This window comes from Palleronia marisminoris (assembly GCF_900172315.1).
Lineage (GTDB): Bacteria > Pseudomonadota > Alphaproteobacteria > Rhodobacterales > Rhodobacteraceae > Palleronia > Palleronia marisminoris.
Genome location: NZ_FWFV01000006.1, coordinates 83,203 through 106,125 on the forward strand (window position 1 = coordinate 83,203; position 22,923 = coordinate 106,125).

At 64.8% G+C, this 22,923-nt stretch carries 21 protein-coding genes; 15 read left to right on the plus strand and 6 right to left on the minus strand.

Annotation, left to right across the window (positions count from 1 at the left end):
- The first annotated feature begins 85 nt into the window (after positions 1-85).
- The 12 genes from PAM7066_RS11340 (at position 86) to PAM7066_RS11395 (ending at position 14,196) form a co-directional block, all read left to right on the plus strand.
- Complete coding sequence (locus PAM7066_RS11340; RefSeq protein WP_085854282.1) at positions 86-2,041, plus strand: polysaccharide biosynthesis protein; 1,956 nt, start codon at positions 86-88, stop codon at positions 2,039-2,041.
- Between the two features lie 26 nt (positions 2,042-2,067).
- Positions 2,068-3,144, plus strand: a complete 1,077-nt coding sequence (locus PAM7066_RS11345) for an SDR family NAD(P)-dependent oxidoreductase (RefSeq protein ID WP_085854463.1) — start codon at positions 2,068-2,070, stop codon at positions 3,142-3,144.
- A gap of 28 nt (positions 3,145-3,172) precedes the next feature.
- Positions 3,173-3,394 (plus strand): hypothetical protein, encoded by a 222-nt coding sequence (locus PAM7066_RS11350; protein WP_085854283.1) that lies wholly within the window; start codon positions 3,173-3,175, stop codon positions 3,392-3,394.
- Positions 3,391-4,509, plus strand: coding sequence for a polysaccharide biosynthesis C-terminal domain-containing protein (locus PAM7066_RS11355; RefSeq protein ID WP_217639955.1), 1,119 nt, complete (start codon positions 3,391-3,393; stop codon positions 4,507-4,509). Before PAM7066_RS11350 ends, PAM7066_RS11355 begins: the two co-directional genes overlap by 4 nt.
- On the plus strand, positions 4,506-5,651 hold the full coding sequence (gene wecB / locus PAM7066_RS11360; RefSeq protein WP_085854284.1) for a non-hydrolyzing UDP-N-acetylglucosamine 2-epimerase: 1,146 nt from the start codon (positions 4,506-4,508) through the stop codon (positions 5,649-5,651). Before PAM7066_RS11355 ends, wecB begins: the two co-directional genes overlap by 4 nt.
- Positions 5,652-5,852: 201 nt before the next feature.
- Positions 5,853-7,967 (plus strand): GumC family protein, encoded by a 2,115-nt coding sequence (locus PAM7066_RS11365; RefSeq protein WP_085854285.1) that lies wholly within the window; start codon positions 5,853-5,855, stop codon positions 7,965-7,967.
- 9 nt (positions 7,968-7,976) lie between these two features.
- Positions 7,977-8,579, plus strand: a complete 603-nt coding sequence (locus PAM7066_RS11370; protein ID WP_085854286.1) for a sugar transferase — start codon at positions 7,977-7,979, stop codon at positions 8,577-8,579.
- A gap of 3 nt (positions 8,580-8,582) precedes the next feature.
- Positions 8,583-9,770 carry a glycosyltransferase family 4 protein gene (locus PAM7066_RS11375; RefSeq protein ID WP_085854287.1) on the plus strand — a complete coding sequence of 396 codons (1,188 nt, stop codon included), beginning with the start codon at positions 8,583-8,585 and terminating at the stop codon, positions 9,768-9,770.
- Positions 9,767-10,645, plus strand: coding sequence for a sulfotransferase (locus tag PAM7066_RS11380; RefSeq protein WP_085854288.1), 879 nt, complete (start codon positions 9,767-9,769; stop codon positions 10,643-10,645). The genes PAM7066_RS11375 and PAM7066_RS11380 overlap by 4 nt, the downstream gene beginning before the upstream one ends.
- Before the next feature lies 1 nt (position 10,646).
- Entirely contained in the window at positions 10,647-11,783 is a 1,137-nt protein-coding gene (locus PAM7066_RS11385) for a DegT/DnrJ/EryC1/StrS family aminotransferase (RefSeq protein ID WP_139214997.1), read from the plus strand.
- A complete protein-coding gene (locus tag PAM7066_RS11390; RefSeq protein ID WP_085854290.1) occupies positions 11,777-13,030 on the plus strand; it encodes a hypothetical protein in 1,254 nt (417 codons plus the stop codon). The genes PAM7066_RS11385 and PAM7066_RS11390 overlap by 7 nt, the downstream gene beginning before the upstream one ends.
- Complete coding sequence (locus PAM7066_RS11395) at positions 13,027-14,196, plus strand: hypothetical protein (protein ID WP_085854291.1); 1,170 nt, start codon at positions 13,027-13,029, stop codon at positions 14,194-14,196. The genes PAM7066_RS11390 and PAM7066_RS11395 overlap by 4 nt, the downstream gene beginning before the upstream one ends.
- Here the strand turns inward: PAM7066_RS11395 and PAM7066_RS11400 are convergent.
- From PAM7066_RS11400 to hrcA, 5 genes are all read right to left on the minus strand, one after another.
- Positions 14,172-15,251 (minus strand): glycosyltransferase, encoded by a 1,080-nt coding sequence (locus PAM7066_RS11400; RefSeq protein ID WP_085854292.1) that lies wholly within the window; start codon positions 15,249-15,251, stop codon positions 14,172-14,174. The two genes, PAM7066_RS11395 and PAM7066_RS11400, sit on opposite strands and share 25 nt — an antisense overlap.
- Before the next feature lie 12 nt (positions 15,252-15,263).
- Complete coding sequence (locus PAM7066_RS11405; protein ID WP_085854293.1) at positions 15,264-16,406, minus strand: calcium-binding protein; 1,143 nt, start codon at positions 16,404-16,406, stop codon at positions 15,264-15,266.
- 145 nt (positions 16,407-16,551) lie between these two features.
- On the minus strand, positions 16,552-17,715 hold the full coding sequence (locus tag PAM7066_RS11410; RefSeq protein WP_085854294.1) for a pyridoxal phosphate-dependent aminotransferase: 1,164 nt from the start codon (positions 17,713-17,715) through the stop codon (positions 16,552-16,554).
- 27 nt (positions 17,716-17,742) lie between these two features.
- Positions 17,743-18,270, minus strand: a complete 528-nt coding sequence (locus PAM7066_RS11415) for a nucleotide exchange factor GrpE (protein ID WP_090928976.1) — start codon at positions 18,268-18,270, stop codon at positions 17,743-17,745.
- Between the two features lie 155 nt (positions 18,271-18,425).
- Entirely contained in the window at positions 18,426-19,493 is a 1,068-nt protein-coding gene (hrcA, locus tag PAM7066_RS11420; RefSeq protein ID WP_085854296.1) for a heat-inducible transcriptional repressor HrcA, read from the minus strand.
- Between the two features lie 78 nt (positions 19,494-19,571).
- On the opposite strand from hrcA, the gene rph reads away from it, so the two are divergent.
- The 3 genes from rph to hemW are packed head-to-tail and all read left to right on the plus strand — an operon-like array spanning position 19,572 to position 22,001.
- Positions 19,572-20,282 (plus strand): ribonuclease PH, encoded by a 711-nt coding sequence (gene rph / locus PAM7066_RS11425; RefSeq protein WP_085854297.1) that lies wholly within the window; start codon positions 19,572-19,574, stop codon positions 20,280-20,282.
- On the plus strand, positions 20,279-20,890 hold the full coding sequence (rdgB, locus tag PAM7066_RS11430) for an RdgB/HAM1 family non-canonical purine NTP pyrophosphatase (RefSeq protein WP_085854298.1): 612 nt from the start codon (positions 20,279-20,281) through the stop codon (positions 20,888-20,890). Before rph ends, rdgB begins: the two co-directional genes overlap by 4 nt.
- Positions 20,883-22,001, plus strand: a complete 1,119-nt coding sequence (hemW, locus tag PAM7066_RS11435; protein WP_090928961.1) for a radical SAM family heme chaperone HemW — start codon at positions 20,883-20,885, stop codon at positions 21,999-22,001. The genes rdgB and hemW overlap by 8 nt, the downstream gene beginning before the upstream one ends.
- On the opposite strand, the gene PAM7066_RS11440 is transcribed toward hemW, so the two are convergent.
- Positions 21,998-22,915 (minus strand): ParB/RepB/Spo0J family partition protein, encoded by a 918-nt coding sequence (locus PAM7066_RS11440; RefSeq protein ID WP_085854299.1) that lies wholly within the window; start codon positions 22,913-22,915, stop codon positions 21,998-22,000. The genes hemW and PAM7066_RS11440 overlap by 4 nt on opposite strands.
- Positions 22,916-22,923: the final 8 nt, after the last annotated feature.

Consider the following 22,923-nt stretch of genomic DNA (forward strand, 5'->3'; position numbering starts at 1 on the left):
CGACCCGCGCTAAGCAAGCGTTAACTCTGCGCACTCTACGACACTCACTGTCCATCCCTGGCCGTGAGACGTCCCCGTGAACACAATGACGCCCATCGCCCGTTCCGCGTCGAACGAGGACCGTCCCGTGGTCGCGGCTCCTGCGCAGGCAAAGAGGGCCCTCCCGCCGCTCTACGACAAGATCATCGGCCTGCCGCGGCGGACCAAGTGGGCGCTCGTGCTGGCGCTCGACCTGTCGCTGGTGGCGGTGGCGCTGGTCCTGGCTGTCGTGCTGCGCTTCGACACTGCGGACGCCGCCGACGCGATCCGCGCCCATACCGGCGTGCTGGTGGCGACTTGCGGCCTTGCCGCGGCGGTCCTGCACGGCCTCGGCATCCCGCAAATCCGATTGCATCATACCGAGGCACGCGCGCTGGCCTCGCTTGCCCTCGGCGCGACGCTTCTTGCGACGATCGCGGCGGCCGCCGCTCAAATGCTGCAGGCACCCGCGCCGCTGTCGCTGCCTCTGATCTTCGGCACGGCGTTCTTCACCCTTGCGGTCGGTGCGCGGCTGGCAATTCTCGGCACCCTCTTCAGCATCCGCAGGCTGAGCGCCGGTCAGACGCCCGTGATCCTTTACGGCGCCGGGACCGAAGGGGTGCAGATCGCCTATGCGCTGCGCTCTTCCGGTAGCCTGTGCCCCGTCGCGTTCGTCGATGACAACCGCGCCTTCGAGGGGCTTCGCATCGCTGGCCTGAAGGTTCATGGCGCACGGATGCTGCCGCGGCTGGCGGCGCGCTTCGGCGTGAAGACCGTGATCCTCGCGCTGTCCTCGGCCTCGGACGAGCGGCGCAACTGGATCGCCGCCGAAATCCGCGCACTGGGCTGCGAGGTGCAGACCCTGCCGTCCTTCGCCGAATTGATCGAGCGTGGCAGCGTCGAGCAGGCATTGCGGCCCGTGCGCCCCGACGACCTTCTCTGTCGCGACAAGGTCGACCTCGATGTGCCGGCCGTGACCCGGACCTATGCCGGGCGCACGGTGATGGTCACCGGGGCTGGCGGATCCATCGGCTCGGAACTGTGCCGCCAGCTGGTCGATTGCCGCCCCGCGCGCATCGTCCTGTTCGAGCACAGCGAATTCGCGCTCTACGAGATCGACGCCGAACTGCGAACCATGCTGGTCGATGGCACCGGGATCGAGGTCCGCGCGCGCCTGGGCTCGGTCACCAACGAAAGCCGCGTGCGCCAGGTGATCGAAAGCGAGGGCGTCGACTTCATCCTGCACGCCGCGGCCTACAAGCACGTCCCGATGGTCGAGGACAACGAGCTGGAAGGCGCCTGCAACAACGTCATCGGCACCCGGATCGTCGCCCGCGCCGCCGTCGACGCGGGGGTGGAGCGGTTCATGCTGGTCTCGACCGACAAGGCGGTACGGCCCACCAATGTGATGGGCGCCTCGAAGCGCCTGGCGGAAATGGTCGTCCAGGACCTGCAGCGCCGCAATCCGCGCACGACTCTGGCGATGGTGCGCTTCGGCAACGTGCTCGGCTCGTCCGGGTCGGTCCTGCCGCTGTTCCAGAAGCAGATCGCCCGCGGCGGCCCGATCACCGTGACCCATCCCGAGGTGACGCGGTACTTCATGACGATCCCCGAAGCTGCGCGCCTCGTGCTGCTGGGTGGGGCGTTCGCGGCAGGCGGCGACGTCTTCGTCCTGGATATGGGCGAACCGGTGCGGATCATGGAGCTTGCGCGGCGGATGATCGAACTGTCCGGCGCAAAGGTCCAGAGCGACACCGACCCCGACGGGATCGCGATCCGGGTGACCGGGTTGCGGCCCGGCGAAAAGCTGTACGAAGAGCTTGTGATCGGCGACGCGCTGACCGCGACCCCCCACGAAAAGATACTGCGCGCCGAGGAAGAGCACCTTTCGGAAATCGAAACTCAGGCGATGTTACGCGCCGTTCAGGCGGCGATCGACGCCGGCGACGCGATCCGCCTGCGCACCTGCATCGAGCGATATGTCAGCGGCTACCACATCCCCGCCACTGCCGACGCCATGTGACCATCGAGATGGAGAACCAGACAATGATGGCAAGACCCTTCGGGACCCAGAACGGGCCCGCACAGCGGATCGAACGCGTGCTCATCACGGGCGGCACCGGATCGTTCGGCAAGACCATGCTGAAGGGTCTGCTGGCCGAGGGCGTGCCCCAGATCCGCATCCTCAGCCGCGACGAGGAAAAGCAGGACGCCCTGCGCGCCGAGCTGCGCGACGACCGGGTGCGCTACTACATCGGTGACATCCGCGACCCGGAATCGGTCGAGCGCGCCATGGCCGGCGTGGACTCGGTGTTCCACGCGGCCGCACTGAAGCAGGTGCCGTCGTGCGAGTTCTTCCCGCACGAAGCGGTGCGCACCAATGTCATCGGGTCCGAGAACGTGATCCGGGCGGCGATCCGTGCGGGAGTGCGCTCGCTCGTGTGCCTGTCGACCGACAAGGCGGTATTTCCCGTCAACGCGATGGGCCTGTCGAAGGCCCTTATGGAAAAGACGGCGCTGGCGGCCGCGCGCAGCTTGGGCGACACCGCCGACACCACGATCTCGTGCGTGCGCTACGGCAACGTCATGTATTCTCGCGGCTCGGCGATCCCGCTCTTCGTGCGCCAGATCCGCGAGGGCCGGCCGATCACGGTGACCGAGCCCACCATGACGCGCTTCCTGATGCCGCTGCGCGACAGCGTCGCCCTCGTGCGCCACGCCTTCGCCCACGCCAACCAGGGCGACCTGTTCATCAAGAAGGCTCCGGCCTCGACCATCGCCGACCTGATCGAGGCGCTGAAGCAGTTGTTCGACGCGCCCCGCCATCCCGTCGAGACCATCGGTTGGCGCCATGCCGAAAAGCTCTACGAGACGCTGGCCAGCGCCGAAGAGCTCGCGCGGGCCGAGGACATGGGCGCCTACTGGCGGATCATGCCCGACACTCGGGACCTGAACTACAAGCCGTTCTTCAGCGAAGGCGATCCGCGGACCGCCCGGATCGAGGACTACCACTCGCACAACACCGAACGGCTGGACGTGGAGGGCGTGAAGCGGCTGCTCCTCAGCCTTCCCGAGGTTCAGGGCGCGCTGCAGGACAGCGGGCGGCCGCTCGCCCTCACTGCCTGACCTACGCCCGACGAAAAGGGGGACCAGAATGGCCCGTGTCGTGAACCACACCTCTCTCGCCCTGCGCATCAGGGGCGCCGTCGACCGTTGCGGCTGGCGCGTGCGCCTGTTCGGCATCACCACGAACGTCTCCGAGGAAGATCACTTCACCCGCGCCACGGAGCCACCGGTGCGCGCGGACAGCCTCGCCAGCTCCGGCTCGGGCGTCCGCTCCCTGTGCGTGTTCATGGCGCTCGGGGCAGGGGCATGATGCGCGTCGTCGTCACCGGCGCCGGTGGGCTGATCGGCCGCCACGCCCGCTCCCGCCTGCACGCAGCGAATTGCGCCGCCGCCCATCGCGGTGAGGCCAAGCCGTGGGACATCGTCACCCTCGGCCACGCCGCATTCCAGAATGACGCGCAGCTCGCCTCGGCGCTTGCAGGGGCGGATGCGGTTCTGCATTTCGCCGGCGTGAACCGCGCCCCCGAGGCCGAGGTCGAGACTGCAAATCCCGCGATCTCCCAGCGCCTCGTCGCGGCCTGCGGCGCCGCCGACTGTGATGCTCATATCGTTCACGCGAACTCGACTCATGCCGGGCGCGACACCGCCTATGGCCGGTCCAAGGCCCGGGCGGCCGATGTGCTGGCCGAGGGCGTCACGCGGATGACCGACCTGGTTCTGCCTCACATCTTCGGCGAGGACGCGCGGCCGTTCTACAACAACGTCACCGCCACCCTGATCCATCAGATCCTCGACGGGACCGGGCCTCAGTTGAACCCCGACGGCCAGGTCGCCCTGCTGCACGCCGGGGCCGCCGCCGACATGGCCATCGACGCGATCGCGAAAGGGCAGGCGGGCCGGATCACGCCGGAGGGCCGGCAGATGACGGTCGCGGCGCTCTACGAACGCCTGCGGGGGTTCCACGACTCGTACGCTGCGAACGTCATCCCCGACCTGTCCGATCCGTTCGACCTGCAGCTCTTCAACACATACCGCGCCGCCAAGGTGCCCGCCGTCCGGCCCCTGACCCGCAACACTGATTCCCGCGGCACGCTGTTCGAGGCCGTGAAAGGCGGCGGCGGGGGTCAGACGTTCCTGTCCACGACGAAGCCCGGCGTCACGCGCGGCGACCATTTCCACCTCGACAAGGTGGAACGATTCCTCGTCCTCGGGGGCGAGGCGGTGATCCGCCTGCGTCACGTCTTGTCAGACGAGGTGCAGGAAATCCGCGTGTCCGGCTCGGAGCCCGTGGCGATCGACATGCCGACGCTGACCACCCACTCGATCGAGAACATTGGCCCCGGAGAATTGCTCACGCTGTTCTGGAGCCACGCCCTCTTCGATCCCGCCGCCCCCGACACCTACGCAGACAGGGTCATGCCGTGAACAGACTGAAGGTCGCCACCATCCTCGGAACCCGTCCCGAGATCATCCGCCTGTCGCGCGTCATGGCGCGGCTCGACACGCTTACGGATCACACGGTGATCCACACCGGCCAGAACTGGGACCGCGCCCTGAACGAGGTCTTCTTCGAGGATCTCGGCGTCCGCCCACCCGATCATTTCCTGGGTGCCGGTGGCGGCACCCTGGGCGAGACGCTGGCCGGCATCCTGACCGGGACCGAGCGCGTCCTGACCGAACTTCGCCCCGATGCCGTACTGATCCTCGGCGACACGAACTCGGCCATCTCGGCCATCATGGCGCGTCGGATGAAGATCCCGGTCTATCACATGGAGGCTGGCAACCGCTCCTTCGACCTGAACGTCCCGGAAGAGACCAACCGCCGCCTCGTGGACCACGTCGCCGATTTCAACCTCGTCTATACCGAGCACGCCCGTCGCCATCTTCTGTCCGAGGGTCTGCCGCATCGCCGCATCCACCTGACCGGAAGCCCCATGCGCGAGGTGCTCGAGCACTACCGCGACCGGATCGAGGCGTCCGACGTTCTGGCCCGCCTCGGGCTGGAGCGGCGCGGCTACTTCGTGGTGTCGCTCCACCGCGAAGAGAACGTCGACAGCCCCGCCCGGCTCTCGTCTCTGGTGGCGGCATTGAACGCGCTGGCCGAGCGGCACGACAAGCCGATCATCGTCTCGACCCATCCGCGCACACGCAAAAGGCTGGACACGTTGGGGGCCGAATTCGACCGCCGCGTGACCTGGGCCACCCCCTTCGGGTTCCACGACTACAACCATCTGCAGATGCACGCTTTCTGCGCGATCTCGGACTCGGGCACCATCGCCGAGGAGTCCTCGATCCTCGGCTTCCCGGCGATCACCCCGCGCGATGCGATCGAACGCCCCGAGGCACTGGACACGGGCAGCATCATGGTCACTGGCGTGGATCGCGACGCGATCGTCGCCGGCGTCGAGGCCGCCGCAGGAAGCTTCGCCACGCGCGAGGCGGCAGGTTTGCCGCATCCCGTTCCCGCCGATTACTGCATCGCCAACACGTCTGAGCGGGTGGTCAACCTGATCCTCGGGACCGCGCGGCTGTCAAACGCCTGGGACGGGATCCGGAGCCATGGCTGACCTGAACCCGTCATCCTGACCGCCATGTGCCCGCCGAGACCTCGCCGCGAAACCTTCGGTTAAGGAATCGCCGATAATGGTTAACGGCGCGCTAGCACACCGAAATCTCGCCTGATCACGAAGCTGGTCCCGGCCCTAGGGTTTGTCGTGTCGATTGAGGACAGGACCGACCATCAACATCCATCGAGGAATCCAGGCCCAATGCTCCAAGACACTCGGAACACGAAGTTTGGTGCCGCCGGGGCGGCAAAGGAAATCGATCTGCTCGCGGTGCTTGGCGCAGTGTGGCGCGAGAAGCTGACGGTTCTTCTCTGTGTCACCCTCATGGTCGGCCTGGGTGGCTACTATGCGTTTTTCGCGGCCGTCCCCAAATATGCCTCGACCACGTCTCTCAAGGTCGAGCTTCAGGCCCCTCCCATCGTCGATATCGAGGCGATCGTCGGAGGAAGCTCTACCGAGGACTCGGCGATGAACACCGAGGTCGATGTGATCCGGTCGCGCGGCGTTCTCGAACAGCTCGTGCAGGACCTGGATCTGACCGCCGATCCCGAGTTCAACCCGGCCCTGCGTCCCCTGCCGCTGGTGTCGGTGGAGTCGTTGGTCAGGCATGTGAAAGACCGTCTGGGCCTGCCATCGTCGGAAGACCTGATCTTGTCGCCCGAACAGGAGACACTGAACCAGACCGTCGATATCGTCGGCGAGGCCGTCACGGCGACCGTCCGACGAGACCGCTACATCTTCGACATCACCGCCACGACGACAAGCCGCGCGAAGTCGATGGCCATCGCGGACCGGCTGGCCGAGCTCTACATCGCCGACCAGATCCAGCAGAAGTACCGGATGACCGAGAACGCGGTCACATGGCTGTCCGACCGGGTCGCCGAGCTGGAGCTCGAGCTGCGTGAACGTGAACAGGCGCTGAAAGACTTCCGAACCAGCACCGATATCGTGAACCTTCAGGCGGTCGAGGCGCTGAACCGGCAGCTTGCCGATGCGCGCGCGCGGCTGTCCGCCGCACAAGCCGACGCTGCCGCTTCCGAGGCGCAGATGCGCAGCATTCGGATCGCCCGCGACGCGGGCGATGCCGACGCCTTGCTCGCGATCGCCGGCGACGAAACCGATCCGTCCGCTGCTGCCGTCATCAGCCACGTGGACTCGACGCTCAGAAGCACGTCCACGGCCTTCGACCGCCAGCAACGCCAGGTCGATCTTCTGGCACGCTCGGTCGAGCGCCTGGAGGAAGAGGTCGCGGTTCAGTCCGAGGACATGTCCCAGCTCCAGCAGCTCGAACGCGAGCTTCAGGCCACCCGCACCCTGTACGAGACGTTCCTTGCCCGGCGCAAGGAAGCGACGGTGCAACTGGGCCTCCAGAATGCCGACAGCCGCATCCTGTCCGCCGCCGTTCCGGGCCGGTATATCGAGCCGCGGAAGTCGGTCATCTTCGTCTTGTCGCTTGCCATGGGGCTGGTACTGGGCGGATCGCTCGTGTTCGCCAGGCAGTTCATCGACCGGGGCTTCCGAACCGGCGACGTGCTGGAATCCGAAACCGGGCTGGAGATCATCGGCCAAATCCCGGTGATGCCGATCCGGCGCCGCAACCAGCTTCTGACCTACCTTACGGAAAAGCCGACCTCTGCCGCGTGCGAGGCAATCCGGAACCTGCGGACGTCGGTGCTTCTGTCCTCGATGGACAAGCCCCCGCAGATCATCATGTCCACCTCTTCGGTGCCCGGCGAAGGCAAGACGACCCAAGCGGTGTCGCTCGCGCACAACCTGGCCAACCTGGGGAAGAAGGTTCTTCTGATCGAAGGCGACGTGCGCCGGCGTACCCTGAACGAGTATTTCCGCGGTGTTGCGGCGCGTTCCAGCGGCGGAGGGATCGTGGCCGCCCTGACTGGAACCGGCGCTTCGTTCGAACGGCTGCTCGTGACCGACCCGCGTCTGAACGCCGACATCCTGTTGGGTGAGAAGAGCAAGGTGAATGCCGCGGATATCTTCTCGTCCGAAACCTTCCACGCCTTCCTGGAGCGCCTGCGCGAAACCTACGACTTCATCGTGATCGACACTCCCCCGGTTCTGGTCGTTCCGGATGCCCGGGTGATCGGTCAGCACGTCGACGCCATCATCTTCAACGTGGCCTGGAACCGCACGAGCCGGACGCAGGTCAAGGAGGCGCTGCGCCTGTTGGAGACGGTGAACCTGACACCCAGCGGCCTGGTGCTGTCGCAGATCGATGTCTCGGCCATGAAGCGCTACGGCCATGGGGGCAAGCACGGGACCTACGGCAACTACGGAAGCGCGTATTATGATGCGTGACGGTAGCCGATGACGCCGGGGCGTGCCTTTCACAAACGGTTGCTGGACATCCTGCTGTCAGCAATGGGGCTGGCGCTGCTCTGGCCGATCATCTGCGTGACAGCATGGCTGGCGGCGCGGGATACCGGAGCGTCAGGCATCTTCGCGCAGACGCGGGTGGGGCGCGAGGGACGACCGTTCACGCTCTACAAGATCCGCACGATGATCCCCAATGCCGGCGGCACCGTGACAGCGAAGGGAGACGCGCGGATCACGTCTCTGGGGCAGAGGTTGCGGCAGTGGAAGCTGGACGAGCTGCCGCAGCTCTGGAACGTGCTGACGGGCGACATGAGCCTCGTCGGTCCGCGCCCTGACGTCCCGGGCTATGCGGACACGCTGGAGGGAGAGGCGCGGGCGCTATTGACCCTGCGACCGGGCATCACGGGGCCGGCGACGCTGAAGTACCGCGATGAAGAGGACATCCTGGCACGGGTCGCGGACCCGCGCCGGTACAACGACACCGTTATCTGGCCGGACAAGGTGCGGCTCAATCTTGAGTATCTGCACCGCTCCTCCATCCGCACGGATATTCGCTGCATCCTGCTGACGCTGCAGGCAAGGAAGGAACTCTGACCCGTGCGGCTCCTGGTCATCTATCGCCATTTCTGGCCGGATTCGCCGCCCTACGCGACGATGTTGCGCGAGATCGCCGCGCATCTGGTGCGCGACGGGCATGACGTGACAGTCCTGACCGAGCAACCGAGCTACAAGGTGGCAGACCGTGCGCAGAACGCCGCCCGCTTCGAAGCAGTGGACGGCGTTGAGGTCCATCGTTTGGGTCGCGGTCCGGGTCGCCGGATAGCTGCGTTACTGTTTCCTGTGCGAGCCCTGTGGACGGCGATGGTCTGGCGGCTGCGGGGGCGGCGTTTCGACGTGGTTTGGACTGCGACGATGCCGCCCGCGGTGAACGGATTGGGTGCGCGCGGGGCAGCGTGGCTGCTGGGCGCCCGGTTCGTGTATCATTGCCAGGACATCTATCCCGAGCTGCAGGTCTTCGCCGGAAACTGGACGTCGTCCGGGCTTCTTGCGCGCATCGTGGGCTGGATCGACCACGCGAATACCCGCGCGGCCGATCGGGTGATTGTCCTGTCGCGGGACATGGCGCAGACCATCCAAGCCCGTGGTATCGGGGCGAAGAAGATCGCGGTCGTGAACAATTTCATGCTTTCCGACTTCGAAGGTCCTCCGCCGGCCCCTGCAGCAAAGCCCGAGGGCGTGTTCCGGGTGATCTTCGCGGGCAATATAGGTCGGTTCCAAGGGCTTGAGACGCTGATCGGGGCAGCACGGCTTCTCGATGACGGATCGAACCGGATCGAGATCATGATCATGGGCGAAGGCGCGGAAGAGGCCGCTCTGCGCCGTTCGGCGCAGGGTCTGAGGAATGTGCAATTCGTGCCCCATCGCCCGTTCCGCGATGCGGCCCCAACGATCGCCACGGCGGACCTGGCATTGGTCGCGCTGAAACCCGGCATCTATCGCGCGGCGTTCCCGTCGAAGACGCTGACTTACCTGGGACTGGGCGTGCCGGTTCTCGCGATGATCGAGGCTGAAAGCGAGTTGGCCCGAACTCTGCTTACCGAGGGGATCGGGCGGGTCGTGCCGTATGGCGACCCGGCCGCGATGGCGGCAGAAATTCGTGCGGCGGCAGACGCGCAGAACAACGGGACCCGGAACAGGGTGGCGCGGTATCACGCGTCGCATCTGTCGGTAGAGGCGGCGCTCTCCCGCTGGAGCGCACTCGTTTCCGAGGTTGGTGCAGCATGAGCGAGCTACCGTTTCAACCGCTGATCATCGTGGGCGCGGCACGCTCGGGGACCAACATGCTGCGCGACGCGGTGACGGCCCTGGACGGGTTCGTGACCTGGCCCTGCGACGAGATCAACCCGATCTGGCGGCACGGAAACCTGGGTTGGCCCACGGACGCCATCCCGCCCGAGCGGGCCGAGCGGGCGCAAGAATTCATCCGCGGGTCCTTCCTGCGGTTGTGGCGCGCGCGAGGAAAGCCTGATGTCATCGTCGAGAAGACCTGCGCCAACACCCTGCGCCTGCCATTCGTGCGGGCCGTCCTGCCCGAGGCAAAATACGTCCATATCGTGCGTGACGGGCGCGACGTGGTCGGATCGGCGCGAAAGCGGTGGCGGGGCGAGATGGAACTGCCCGCGCTGCCTTACTACGCCGCCAAGGTTCGCTACACGCCCGCATCCGACCTGCCACGGTATGGCTGGTCGTATCTGCGCAACCGGATTTCGATGCTGCGCAATCCGGACCGGCGCATGTCGGTCTGGGGTCCCCGCTTCGAAGGAATGGCCGAGATGCAGAGCGCGGGCGTGCCGCTCGCCGATCTGTGTGCGGCGCAATGGAGCGCCTGCGCGGCGGCGGCGGACGCGGCGATCAAGGCGATGCCGTCCTCGGTCGCGCTGACGTTGCGCTACGAGGATGTCATCGCCGAGCCGCTGTCGGCGCTGCGGACCATCGCCGAGATGGTAGGCCAAGCCCGCACGGATGAGGCGTTGGCACACGCTACAACGAGCATCTCGCGCGCGTCGGTCGGAAAGGGACGTCAGACGCTTGGACCAGACGCAGCCCGCCTGGCGGCAACGATGGCGCCGCTGCTCTCGCGTTTCGGATACGGGGACTAGAATGCGAATCTGGCTGTCACGACCCCACATGTCGGGAACCGAGCGCAGACTGGTCGAAGAGGTCTTCGACAGCAATTTCGTCGCGCCGGTCGGGCCCATGCTCGATCGGTTCGAAAGGAATTTCGCGGATTACCTGGGCGGCGGCGTCTCATGCGCAGCGGTATCGAGCGGGACCGCCGCGCTGCACCTGGCGCTGCGCCTGAAGGGCGTGGAGCCCGGCTCAGAAGTCTGGACCGGCTCGATGACGTTCGCGGGCGGGGCGTTCCCCATCCTGTACCAAGGTGCGCAGCCCGTCTTCTTCGACCTTTCGCCCACAGACTGGACGATGGACGCCGATCTCCTGGAAGAGGCGCTCAGAGCTGCCGCACGGAACAGGTCGCTGCCTCAAGCCGTGGTCCCCACGGATCTGTACGGCCAGAGCGTCGACATCGACCGGTTCGAGTCGATCTGCGAGCGATACGGCGTCGCGCTGATCGTGGACTCGGCCGAGTCGGCAGGCGCGGAACGCGATGGCCGGAAGGCCGGGACCGGGGGCGACGCGGCCATCCTGTCGTTCAACGGCAACAAGATCATCACGACGTCTGGCGGCGGGATGCTGGTGTCGCGAGACGCGGGCCTGATCCAGCGCGCACGGGTCCTGTCGACGCAGGCGCGCGAGCCCGCGCCGCATTACGAACATTCGCAGCTCGGCTACAATTACCGCATGAGCAACCTTGCGGCTGCTGTGGGGGTCGGCCAACTGGGCGTGCTTGGCGACCGGGTTGCGGCGCGCCGTCGGCTGTTCACGCGCTATCGCGACGCGCTGGCGCGGCCTGGCATCACGTTCATGCCGGAGCCGGACGGGGCGCACTCGACGCGCTGGCTCACGGTGATGACGGTCGATCCCGATATCGCCGGGATCACACGCGAGGATCTCCGGCTGGCCTTGCTGGCGCGCGAGATCGAATCCCGTCCCATGTGGAAGCCGATGCACATGCAGCCGCTCTTCGCAGGTGCGCGCTACGTCGGGCGCCGCTTCGACGAGGGATTGTTCGATCGCGGCCTGTGCCTGCCCTCGGGCAGCGATCTGACCGTGAGCGAGCAGGACGAAGTGATCGGCGTTATCCTCGAGCTGCTGGACCGGCGGATCGCATGCTGAAGTTCTATAACATCTGGGTACTGTCGGTGCTGGCGCTGTTCTACTTCGGCCCCATCGACTGGCCGGGCGCAGATCGGTTCGCCCCTGCGGCAGTCGTTCTGTCGTGCCTGGGGCTGTTCAACCTGGGCTCCGCCGTCGGCGAGCGCTGCCCTGCACTACCCGCGCGAGGGTTCGACACCTTCGTCGACCGGCGCGCGGCCTGGTGGCTCGGGTGCGTGTTCCTGGCCCTCACCGCGCTTCATGTCCAAGACATCACCGGGCGCTTCATCCTTGACCCGACTGCGTACTCCCTCGCGTTCGGCGACGTCTATTCCAGCTATCTGACCCGACTCGACGAACGGCAATCCGGCGCAATCGCGATGCTGGTGACGGTCGCGAAGGCGGTTGTCTGGCCCATGATCTTCCTGCTGATCGTCGCCAGCTTCCGGCGGAACACGAAGTTGCTGCTGTTCCTCATATTCCCCTATCTCGCATCGAGCATGATGCGGGGGACGGACAAGGAGACGGTCGATCTGGCCATCTTCTTCCTGATCCTCTCGTACTACCACCGGGTCCTGGGCAGACGGGTCGTCATCGCGCTCGGCGTTGTGGCCTTCATCCTCATGCTCTTCGCGGCGCGCAAGATGGGGCGGTACGATGGCATCGACTTCAGCTGTCTGCCCGGCTCTCCCGACGCCTGCTTCGATTTCGACAATGCGCTTTCGGTCTATGTCTCGCCGAGCCTCGAGTTCCTGCGCATCACGCTCACCAACTACCTGACGCAGGGCTACGAAGGATTGGCTCGCGCTACCGAACTGCCGATGCGGTTCGGCTGGTTCATCGGACACATGCCTCCGCTGCAATCCGCGCTGTGCAGCACCGTGCGCGTCGCCTGCGAGATGTCGACCTATATCGACCGGCTGCCGGATCACGGGTGGGACACGAGCAACAAGTGGGCGTCGGTCTATACGGTGCTCGCGACCGATTTCCACTGGGTGCTGATGCCGTTCTACTTCTTCGTCTGGGGCATCGTCTTTGCGGTGTCCGAGAAGTCGTGGCTGCAGAACAGGGATCAGCTGTCGCTGGGATGCCTGCTTCTGGTGGCGATGATGATCATCTACTCGTCCGCGAACATGCAGCTAGCCATTTCGCTCGACTGGATCGCGATCTACCTGCTGCTGTTCGGGTGCCAGGTTGCGCGGATCCTGAGCAATCGGCCACAGACGGCGGGGGCACAGGTGAGCTCTATTCGTGTGCCTAACGCATGAAGGCCCGCGCCATCGCGATCGGTTTGTCTATCGCGGCTCGGTCGTGTTTCATGCTGGGCCTGTACCTGCTGGCCGGAACCGCGTTGAGCGCGTCCGACGCGGCGCGGTTCTTTCAGCTCGTGTTCCTGCAGGCGATCCTGATCGCGTTCGTTTCCGCGGCAGGGTTCTTCCGCGTTCAACGGCTCGACGCGGAAGACGACGTGCGCGACTACATCATCGCAGGCATCTGCCTGCTGCCGCTGTCGGGCATATTTCCACTGTTGCTGCTTGGCATTTTTCCGGTTTACCGAGAAATCTGGCCAGTTCTGATCCCGATCTGGTTGGGCGCGTCGGCCTCGGCCTTGGCCGGGCCGTGGGCAGCGGTCGTACAAAAGCGTACGGGTCCGTTCCGAGCATTCGGCCCGACCTGCCTCTCCGCTCTAGCCGTTTCACCGGGCCTCGTGCTGTTGCTGAACGATGCGGCTCATCCCGCTTTGCCTTATCTTCTGCTCGGGGCCTTTCAGATCGGCAATCTGGCGTTGCTGGTCGTCTTTTGCCCGGGGCTTTTGCGCGACGTGATGGCGCGGGTCGAGGTGGCGGGGGCGTCAGGCGCGTGGCGCTTCGTCAAGGAAGGCGCCGGCGTCGGCGCGATCAACGTCACCAGCTTGCTGGCAACCTTCGGCCTGCGCGAGGTCTGGCGCAACGATGCCACTCCGGAATTCGCAGCCCTCGTGTTCCTCTTGCTTCGGGTCACCGACACGATCCTGCAACTCGGCCACATGACGCTTGCAGGCTCGAGCGTGCCGGAGCGGATGTTCACATCCCCCAGGGCTGGAGGCGCATTGGCGCTTTCCAGCCTCGCCGCCGTCGCGCTCCTCGCCGGGATTGCGGGTACGGTCGAGGCAGAGGGGGTCAGCTACGGAACCATGATCGTGCTTCTCCTGGCCTGCGAAGCGATCCGGGGCGGCTGGTCGATCGCGGTTTTGTACCAAATGGCGCATTTCCAACTGCGGTCCTACGCTATCTATATGCTGGGTGCACTGGTTCCGGGCGTCGCGGTGTATGTGCTGGTCTTCTCGTTCTGGCCAGAGGTCGCGTTGATTGCCTACCTTGCCGCCCTCATCATCGGGGCGGCCGGGCTGACGATCCGTCGCGCCCGCCTTCAACGCGTTCCAATCATCGCCTGAATCGAGACCGGATCGATCCGAAGGACCTCCAACGCGCGTTGCTGCGCGGCCGGCAGGTGTGCTCGATAGCGTCGGGAAGCCTCGGCTAGATCGAATGTTTCCTCGAGCGTGATGGTCGCGCCGACACCGGTATCCTGCAGGAAGCGCGAATAGGCGGGGAGTTCGGGGCCGACATACAAGATCGGCAGGCCGGCGGTGATGCAGGACGCTGTCTTGGACGGGAAGACGGCGCAGTCGAAGTCAGGATGCAACGAGACAAGGCCGAAATCGAAGTCGGGCAGAGCGGCGCTGACGCTGGCTTGCGGCACGCGGCCGTGTGTGACGATCGAGAAGCCCTCATCCAATTCAGGAGGCGTCCAGCCTTTCAGATCGCCGTAGACGTGCAATTCTACCGGGTGATGCCGGGCGGCGTTCGACAGGACTCGGCATGCATGGTCGAGGCCGCGGATCAGATTGATCTGGCCCGCGAATACGACCCGAACCGGGCCCGTTCCGGGACGCTCGCGCCGCGCCGGGAAGGTCTCGGTGAAAGGCCAAATCGGCAGGACATGCACCCGATCCGCGACGCCTAGCCGTTCGAGCGCAGGCATGTAATCCGTCGAGGGTGGAAGGATCAGGTCGCAGCGCCGCAGCAGGAAGCGTTCGAGCGCACCCATGGCGGCAAGGATGTGCGCGGGGCGATTTCCCCAGGGTCTGCGAAAACTGTCCGGATAGGTGTCCCAGTAGATCGCGCAGATCCGCCGCCCCATCAGCCGCGCGAGGAGGATCTCGGCGGCGCACATCATCAAAGCGGTGTGGACGATCAGAACATCGGCTTCGATCAGGGCGGCGATGCGCTTTCGCCCGGGCAGGACAGAACTCAGCTTCCGACGCAATGGTCCGTCATGGCCCATGAGAAGCCGTGCATCGGCATTGGGGTGAACCGCGAGGGCTTCTCGAAGTTTCGGCAGAAGATGCGCAACAGAATTGTCGGGTCCTGCGGGACTGACGATCGTGAAACGTACGCGCTGGCTGCCCGGATTCTCGACCGAGTCCGGTGCACCGTCAACGCTCATGGTGTTGGCCGGTCATGCGATGAAAAGGCTTCCATCGTCCAACTGGAACGTGGTGCTGATAACCGTTCCATCGGAACCGAAATGTTGCAGATAGGACTGCCAGGTTCTGGTGCCATCGTGGTCGAAATGCGTCGTGAAACGACGGCCATCATCCATGATCTGCGTGCCATAGAGGACGTTTCCGTTGGCATCGACGCTCTGTTGATACTGAGTCCAGTTGCGCGAGTCGTCGAAGTCGAAATTCACGGTGATGTTCGAGCCGTCATCCATGTATCTTCGCTGCATGGTCATCTGATCCGCCACGTTCAGCTCGGTCACGATACGGGCCCAGTTGCTGGCGTTTGCATAGTCGTACGAGATCTGGCTGGTGGTTCCGTTGTCGTTCAGCGTTTCCTCGAAAGTGAGGCGGCCGTCGACGTCGAAGTTGCGGCGAAGTTCGGTCCAGGCGCTTTGACTTGCCCAGTCGAAGACGGTGTCCGTCCGCGACCCATTATCCAGTTCCAGAACACGGGTCTTTTCTACCCCACCGGACGTGAAGGTCCTGAGCAAGCTGGTATGATTTGAGACGTGATCCACGTCGTAGCTGCGCTTGTTGTAGGCACCGTCATCGAGGATCGTCTCCGTCATGTGGTTCTGGCCGACGGAGTTCTTGTAGATGTGGACGCTCGAATAGGGCTGCTCGTTCGCGAAGTCGTATATGATGTCTTCCGTGGAGCCGTCAGCGTTCGAGACCTTACCCGAAATGAGGGCGCTCGTCAGGTTGTAGCTCGCCACGGCGTAAACGACGTTCGAGGTCGGGCTGGTGTCAAATGTATGAACTTCCCATCCGATGTCGGGAAGATGGACCATGACGTCGAAGCTGTCAGGCACATTATGCAGAGCGAAGACACCGGAGATGCCGAGATACGACTCCGTTTCAAGCGTCAGCGGCCTGTTTTCGTAGCCATAGAGGGCGATGCGATCTTCCCCGGAATAGTCCGTGATCGTATCGAAGCCCGTCTGTTCCGTGTCGAAGATGAAGACAAAGACATCGGCACCCTGACCGCCCGTTAGCTGGTCGCTTCCGCTCCCGCCCACGAGCGTGTCGTTGCCATCGCCGCCAGACAGCGTGTCACCAGCGGTGGTGGCAAGCGATGCACTATTACCGAGGAGCATACCGGGACCCCCTTGCCACCATCGGCATCGGCACCGACGCGGTTGCAGTTTGCTCTCATATGACTGCGAAAGGTTCCGTTACTGTTAACCGATGCCGATCACCGCAAGATCGGCAGCCTCGAAGGCATCATCTGCCGGTCCTGTGTCAGCTCAGAAGGTCGGAAAAGCGCGCGATGGCGGTTTCTATACGCTCAAGGCTGTTCGCATACGAGACGCGGATGAATCCCTCGCCGGCCCGCCCGAAGCTGGTGCCCGCTACGGTGGCAACTCCGGCCTCGGTTAGAAGGCGGTCCTGCACCGTGCGGGCATCCATTCCGGTGCCTGTTATGTTCGGGAAAACGTAGAACGCGCCGCCGGCGTCTGCGCACTTGACCCCCGGCAACCCGTTGAGCCCCGAGACCACGGCGTGCCGGCGCCGGTCGAACTGGGCGACCATCCGGGCCACGGGCTCCTGCGGTCCTTCCAGGGCGGCGATGCCGGCATGTTGCGCCGCCGCGTTGACGCAGGAATGGTCGTTGATGCACAGGCGGGTGATCGGCTCCACCAGCCGTTCAGGCCAGACCGCGTAGCCGAGCCGCCAGCCGGTCATGGCGTAGGTCTTGGACCAGCCGTCCAGCACGATCAGCCGGTCCCGAATTTCGGGATAGCTCAGCAGGGACACGTGTTCGCGTCCGCCATAAAGCATCTGCGAGTAGATCTCGTCCGACAGGATCGCCACATCGGGATGATCGGCGAGGCCGGCCACCAGCTTGTCGATCTCGGCCTTCGGGGTCACTGCGCCGGTGGGATTGGCCGGCGAGTTGATGATGATGAGCCGCGTCCGGTCCGTGATCCTGGCAAGCACCTCTTCGGCCCGGAACGCAAAACCGTCCTCTTCTCTCAACTCGATCGGCACCGGCGTCGCGCCGGAGAACGAGATCACCGACTCATAGATCGGAAATCCCGGATCCGGGTACATGATCTCGGCGCCGGGCTCCCCGAACGCGAGCGCGGCGTAGAACATCGTGGGCTTGCCACCAGGTTGAACGATGACCCGATCGGGATGCACTTCAACGCCGTGCCGGCGGTTCAGGTCGGCCGCCACAGACTCGCGTAGGGCAGGAAGACCATTTGCAGGCGTGTAGCCGTGGGCGCCGTCGCGCAGCGCTTTGACGGCCGCTTCGACGATATGCTCGGGGGTCGGAAAATCGGGCTGTCCGATGCCGAGATTGATGATGTCGCGCCCCTCGGCCGCGAGCTTCGAGGCCCGGGCGAGGACCTCGAAGGCGCTTTCCGTGCCAAGGCGCCCGAGGGCGTCGGATAGTTTCATTTCGCGACGTCCTCCGGACAGAGCCGATTACTTCGGGGTGGAACTGACGCCGACCTGTGCGGCACGCAGAAGGCGGTCGTGGATCATGAAGCCCACGGTCATCACCTGGATGATGTCGCCATGCTTCGTGTCGGGTACAGGCGCTTCGAACATCGCTTCGTGCATGTTCGGATTGAAGCGATCGCCGAGCTGCGGTTCCACGATGGTCACGCCGTGCTTGGCGAAGACGTTCTGAAGCTCCCGCAGCGTCAGCTCCACGCCCTCGATCAGCGAGGCGTTCGCTTCGCGGTTCTCCTCGGGGATGGCGGCCACGGCACGCTGCAGGTTGTCGTAGACCGGCAGCATGTCGCGGGCCATCTTCAACCCACCGTAATTCTCGGCCTCACGCCGCTCGCGGTCGGCACGCTTGCGGGCGTTCTCGGCATCCGCAAGAGCGCGGACGAACCGGTCCTTGAGCTCGTTGTTCTCGGCCCGCAGCTCTTCGACCTCGCCGGCGATGCCGTCGGTTTCCTCGACGATCGGGGGCTCTTCGCCCGCCAGTGCGTCAAGATCCATGGGCTCGTCAGAGGTGCTCTTCGTCGCGGGGCGGCGCTTGACCTTGTCCGCTTCGGACGGGCCGTCGGTGCCCTCGGTCTCGCGCTTGAGCATCTCGTCGATGGCGGCCTGGATGTCCTGTTCGTTCTCGTCAGCCATACGCTCTTCTTTGCCTCTCAGCTTCGACCCGACAGCAGTTTTCCCACCACCTGGGCCGTGTAATCCACGATGGGCACGATTCGCCCGTAATTCAGCCGGGTGGGGCCGATCACCCCCACCGCACCGATGATCTTGCGATCCGCGTTCATATAAGGAGACACCACCAGAGATGAACCCGAAAGTGAGAAGAGTTTGTTCTCGGACCCGATGAAGATCCGCACGCCCTGGCCCTCGTCGGTCAGTTCCAAAAACTCGGCGATGTCGCGCTTGCGCTCGAGATCGTCGAACAACTGGCGCGCACGTTCGAGGTCGGCCTCGCTTTCGCCCAGCAAATTGGCCCGGCCACGGACGATCAGGCGCTCGTAGGGTTCGCCGTCGTGGTCCCAGACTGCGAGCCCGGTGTCGACCATGGCTTGCGCCAGAGTGTCCAGCTCGCGCCGGTGGCGGGCGATCTCGGCGGTGACCGTGTCACGCAGTTCGCCCAAGGTGCGCCCCTCGGCCATGGCGTTGAGGAAGTTCGCGGCCTCGCGCATCGATGACGGGGTCTGCCCCGGCGGAGGCGCGAAGACGCGGTTTTCCACGTGACCATCGGCGAAAACCAGCACGACCAGCGCGCGGTCCGCAGCCAGCGAGACGAAATCGATGTGGCGGATCGGCGCCTCGTGCTTCGGCGCGAGGACCAGCGACGCCCCGGAGGTGGCGCCGGACAGCGCGGCGCCCACCCGGTCGAGGATCGTGCCCATGTCGCGCTCGTTCGAGCCCAGGGTCTGGTCGATTTTCTGGCGGTCGTTCTCGCCCAGTTCGCCCACTTCGAGCAGCCCGTCGACGAACATCCTCAGGCCAAGCTGCGTGGGCACGCGACCGGCGCTGACATGCGGCGCGTCGAGAAGGCCCAGGAACTCGAGGTCCGACATCACGTTGCGGATCGTCGCGGCCGAGACCTTCTCGCTCATGCTGCGGGTCAGCGTCCGCGAGCCCACGGGATCACCTGTTTCCAGATAGCCCTCGACCACGCGGCGAAACACTTCGCGCGTCCGGTCGTTCATCTCGGTCATGAGGCCATGCTTGTCGGGGTTCTGCGTCATCTCGGCCAAAAAGTGCGGGGGTTGCGCGGGCATACGGTCGAGGAATATCTGGGCATCAAATATTCAGGAGTGTAGTTCATGCGTCCATCCGGCAGAGACTTAAGCGATATGCGCCCGGTTTCAATCGAAACGGGCGTGACGCGCCATGCCGAAGGGTCGTGCCTGATCCGCTGCGGCGACACCCACGTGCTTTGCACGGCTACGTTGGAAGAGCGAGTGCCTCCCTTCCTGAAAGGCACGGGGCAGGGGTGGGTGACCGCCGAATACGGGATGCTGCCGCGCGCGACCCACACCCGCGGCCGGCGCGAAGCCAAGAACGGTCAGTCTGGCCGCACGCAGGAAATCCAGCGCCTGATCGGGCGTTCTCTGCGCGCCGCGGTGGATCGCAATGCACTTGGCGAGCGTCAGATCACCATCGATTGCGACGTCATACAGGCCGATGGCGGGACGCGCTGCGCCTCGATCACCGGGGGATGGGTCGCGCTGAAGATCGCCGTGAACAAGCTGATGAAGGCCGGCGCCCTCGTGACCGACCCGATCACGGATCACGTCGCCGCCGTGTCCTGCGGCCTTTATGCCGGGCAGATGGTGCTGGACCTCGACTACCCCGAGGACAGCGACGCCGGGGTGGACGGCAATTTCATCCTGACCGGATCCAAGCGGCTGATCGAGGTGCAGATGGCGGGCGAGGGCACGACCTTCTCGCGCGAGCAGATGGACGGACTTCTAGACCTCGCGGAAAAGGGCGTGGACGAGTTGGTGGCCGCCCAGAAGGCGGCCCTGGCATGAGCCGCCGGTTCGAAAGCGACCGGCTAGTGGTGGCGACCCACAATTCCGGAAAGCTCGCCGAGATCAGGGACCTGTTGTCGCCCTACGGGCTCGAGATCACGTCGAACGCGGATCACGGGTTGCCCGAACCGATCGAGGACGGCGCCACCTTCGTGGAAAACGCCAGGATCAAGGCACATGCAGCGGCGAAAGCCACAGGCCTGCCCGCGTTGGCCGATGATTCCGGGCTCGAGGTCGACGCGCTTGACGGTGCGCCTGGCGTGTACACCGCAGACTGGGCAGAAACGCCGCGCGGCAGGGACTTCGCGATGGCGATGAGCCGCGTCCGTGACGAACTGGTCGGGAAGGGCGCCAAGGAACCATGGCGTGCCAGGTTCTGCTGTACCTTGGTCCTGGCATGGCCCGACGGCGAGGACGCCGTCTATCCGGGCACCATGGAGGGTCGGATCGTCTGGCCGATGCGGGGGGATCAGGGACATGGGTTCGACCCGATCTTTCTTCCGGACGGCCATGATCAGACATTTGGCGAAATGGATCGCTGGGAAAAGAACCACATTTCTCACCGGTCCGACGCTTTCGCGAAGCTGATTGCGGGCGCCTTTGAATAGGGTCGGACTCTACATCCACTGGCCGTTCTGCCAGGCGAAGTGCCCCTATTGCGATTTCAATTCCCATGTCGTGTCGGGGATCGATCAGGCGCGCTGGCGGGCGGCGTTCGCGCGCGAGATCGCGCGGTACCGCGACGAAATGCCCGATGCGGTCATCGGTTCGATCTTCTTCGGGGGTGGCACGCCGAGCCTGATGGAGGTCGAGACGGTGGCGTCGATCATCGACGCGACTCAAAAGGCGTGGCGGTTCGCGAACGATGTCGAGATCACGCTGGAGGCAAACCCCACATCCGTCGAGGCCGAGCGGTTTCGAGGCTACCGCACTGCGGGCGTCAACCGCATCTCCATCGGCATCCAGGCGCTGAACGATCCCGATCTACGAAAGCTCGGCCGGCTGCACAGCGTCAGCGAGGCAGAAGCGGCGTTCACGGTCGCGCGTGAGAATTTCCCCCGCGTGAGTTTCGACCTGATCTATGCTCGCCAGGATCAATCCCTGGCCGCGTGGGAGGCTGAACTAGGTCGCGCGCTCGGCTTGGCGGCCGATCACCTGTCCCTCTACCAGCTGACGATCGAACCCGGCACAGCCTTCGGCGACCGGTTCGACCGCGGGAAGCTGCCCGGACTGCCGGACGAGGATCTAGCAGCGGACATGTTCGAACTCACACAGGATATGACGGCCGGTGCCGGCCTGCCTGCTTATGAGGTTTCGAACCATGCTGCGTTGGATGCTGAATCGCGACACAACATGATCTACTGGACGGGGGGCGAATATATCGGGATCGGACCGGGCGCTCATGGGCGTCTGAGCGCCCCCTTGGGACGCATCGCGACAGAGGCACTCATGGCTCCCGGCGGCTGGTTGAACGCCGTCGAGCGTGGCAAGGGCTACGAGACGAGAACCGAGCTATCCGCGCGCGAGATAGCGGAAGAGCGCATCATGATGGGCCTTCGCTTACGGTCGGGAGTGGATCTTGCCGGGCTTGATGCGAGCCTCGGCGACACGCGCAACCTGGAAGAGCTGGGCCTGCTCGTGCGGACTGCGGACAGGCTGGTACTGACGCCCGCCGGGCGACCGCTGTTGAACGCTGTTCTGCGTGAGCTTCTCGCCTAGCCAAGGCCCCGCGAGAGGAGCTGACAGATTTCGTCCAACTCTTCCAAGGACTTATAGCTGATCGAAATCCTGCCGCTCTGGCCTTCCTGCTTGTGATCTATCGTCACTGGCAGCCCAAGCGCACCCGACAGGTCCTGCTCCAAGGCGCGCGTATCCGCGTCCTTCTCGGCATCCGACTTGCGCGGCCGCGGAGCCCGAGCGTCTTTCGGCTTCCTCACAAGCGCCTCGGTTTCACGCACAGACAGGTTCTTCGCGATGATCTTCTTGGCAAGGTCACTCGCGTTCTCGTTTGCCACCAGGGCGCGGGCATGGCCGGCTGTCAGTTGGCCTCGACCAAGCCAACTCAGCACGTCCTGGGGCAAGTTCAACAACCGCAGCGAATTGGCGATGTGAGAACGGCTCTTCCCGAGCGCCTCGGCCATCTGCTCCTGTGTATGGCCGAAGCGGTCCATCAGCTGGCGATAACCCGCCGCCTCGTCCACCGGGTTCAGGTCTGCCCGCTGGATGTTTTCAATGATCGCGACCTCGAGCATCTCGGTGTCATCGAAGGCGCGCACGACCACCGGCAGCTCGTGCAGCTGCGCCATCTGCGCGGCCCGCCAACGACGCTCACCAGCAACTATCTGATAATGTTCATTTTTTTCCGGATGTGGGCGAACGATAAGGGGTTGGATTACACCCCGATGCGCGATCGAATTCGCCAATTCCTCAAGGGGTTCGCCATCGAAAGTGCGTCGCGGCTGGTCCGGATTGGGCTCGATGTGGTCGATCGGAACAAGCAGATCCGGCCGCCGGGGCGCATCGTCGGAGGCTTCGGGATCGGGGACCGAAGCCGTCTCAACCGTATCAAGATCGGCCATCAAGGCCGATAATCCACGGCCCAAACCGCGCCGCTTTTCCTTCTTTTCCACCATGGGATACC

Bases quoted from the DNA above. Each gene is read 5' to 3' on its own strand.
- hrcA (WP_085854296.1), bottom strand. From the start codon at position 19,493: ATGACGCAGAACCCCGACAAGCATGGCCTCATGACCGAGATGAACGAC.
- PAM7066_RS11440 (WP_085854299.1), bottom strand. From the start codon at position 22,915: ATGGTGGAAAAGAAGGAAAAGCGGCGCGGTTTGGGCCGTGGATTATCG.
- PAM7066_RS11380 (WP_085854288.1), top strand. From the start codon at position 9,767: ATGAGCGAGCTACCGTTTCAACCGCTGATCATCGTGGGCGCGGCACGC.
- PAM7066_RS11415 (WP_090928976.1), bottom strand. From the start codon at position 18,270: ATGGATCTTGACGCACTGGCGGGCGAAGAGCCCCCGATCGTCGAGGAA.
- PAM7066_RS11385 (WP_139214997.1), top strand. From the start codon at position 10,647: ATGCGAATCTGGCTGTCACGACCCCACATGTCGGGAACCGAGCGCAGA.
- PAM7066_RS11340 (WP_085854282.1), top strand. From the start codon at position 86: ATGACGCCCATCGCCCGTTCCGCGTCGAACGAGGACCGTCCCGTGGTC.
- PAM7066_RS11395 (WP_085854291.1), top strand. From the start codon at position 13,027: ATGAAGGCCCGCGCCATCGCGATCGGTTTGTCTATCGCGGCTCGGTCG.
- PAM7066_RS11365 (WP_085854285.1), top strand. From the start codon at position 5,853: ATGCTCCAAGACACTCGGAACACGAAGTTTGGTGCCGCCGGGGCGGCA.
- PAM7066_RS11355 (WP_217639955.1), top strand. From the start codon at position 3,391: ATGATGCGCGTCGTCGTCACCGGCGCCGGTGGGCTGATCGGCCGCCAC.
- rph (WP_085854297.1), top strand. From the start codon at position 19,572: ATGCGTCCATCCGGCAGAGACTTAAGCGATATGCGCCCGGTTTCAATC.
- PAM7066_RS11370 (WP_085854286.1), top strand. From the start codon at position 7,977: ATGACGCCGGGGCGTGCCTTTCACAAACGGTTGCTGGACATCCTGCTG.
- PAM7066_RS11400 (WP_085854292.1), bottom strand. From the start codon at position 15,251: ATGAGCGTTGACGGTGCACCGGACTCGGTCGAGAATCCGGGCAGCCAG.
- rdgB (WP_085854298.1), top strand. From the start codon at position 20,279: ATGAGCCGCCGGTTCGAAAGCGACCGGCTAGTGGTGGCGACCCACAAT.
- PAM7066_RS11405 (WP_085854293.1), bottom strand. From the start codon at position 16,406: ATGCTCCTCGGTAATAGTGCATCGCTTGCCACCACCGCTGGTGACACG.
- PAM7066_RS11410 (WP_085854294.1), bottom strand. From the start codon at position 17,715: ATGAAACTATCCGACGCCCTCGGGCGCCTTGGCACGGAAAGCGCCTTC.
- PAM7066_RS11350 (WP_085854283.1), top strand. From the start codon at position 3,173: ATGGCCCGTGTCGTGAACCACACCTCTCTCGCCCTGCGCATCAGGGGC.
- PAM7066_RS11390 (WP_085854290.1), top strand. From the start codon at position 11,777: ATGCTGAAGTTCTATAACATCTGGGTACTGTCGGTGCTGGCGCTGTTC.
- PAM7066_RS11345 (WP_085854463.1), top strand. From the start codon at position 2,068: ATGGCAAGACCCTTCGGGACCCAGAACGGGCCCGCACAGCGGATCGAA.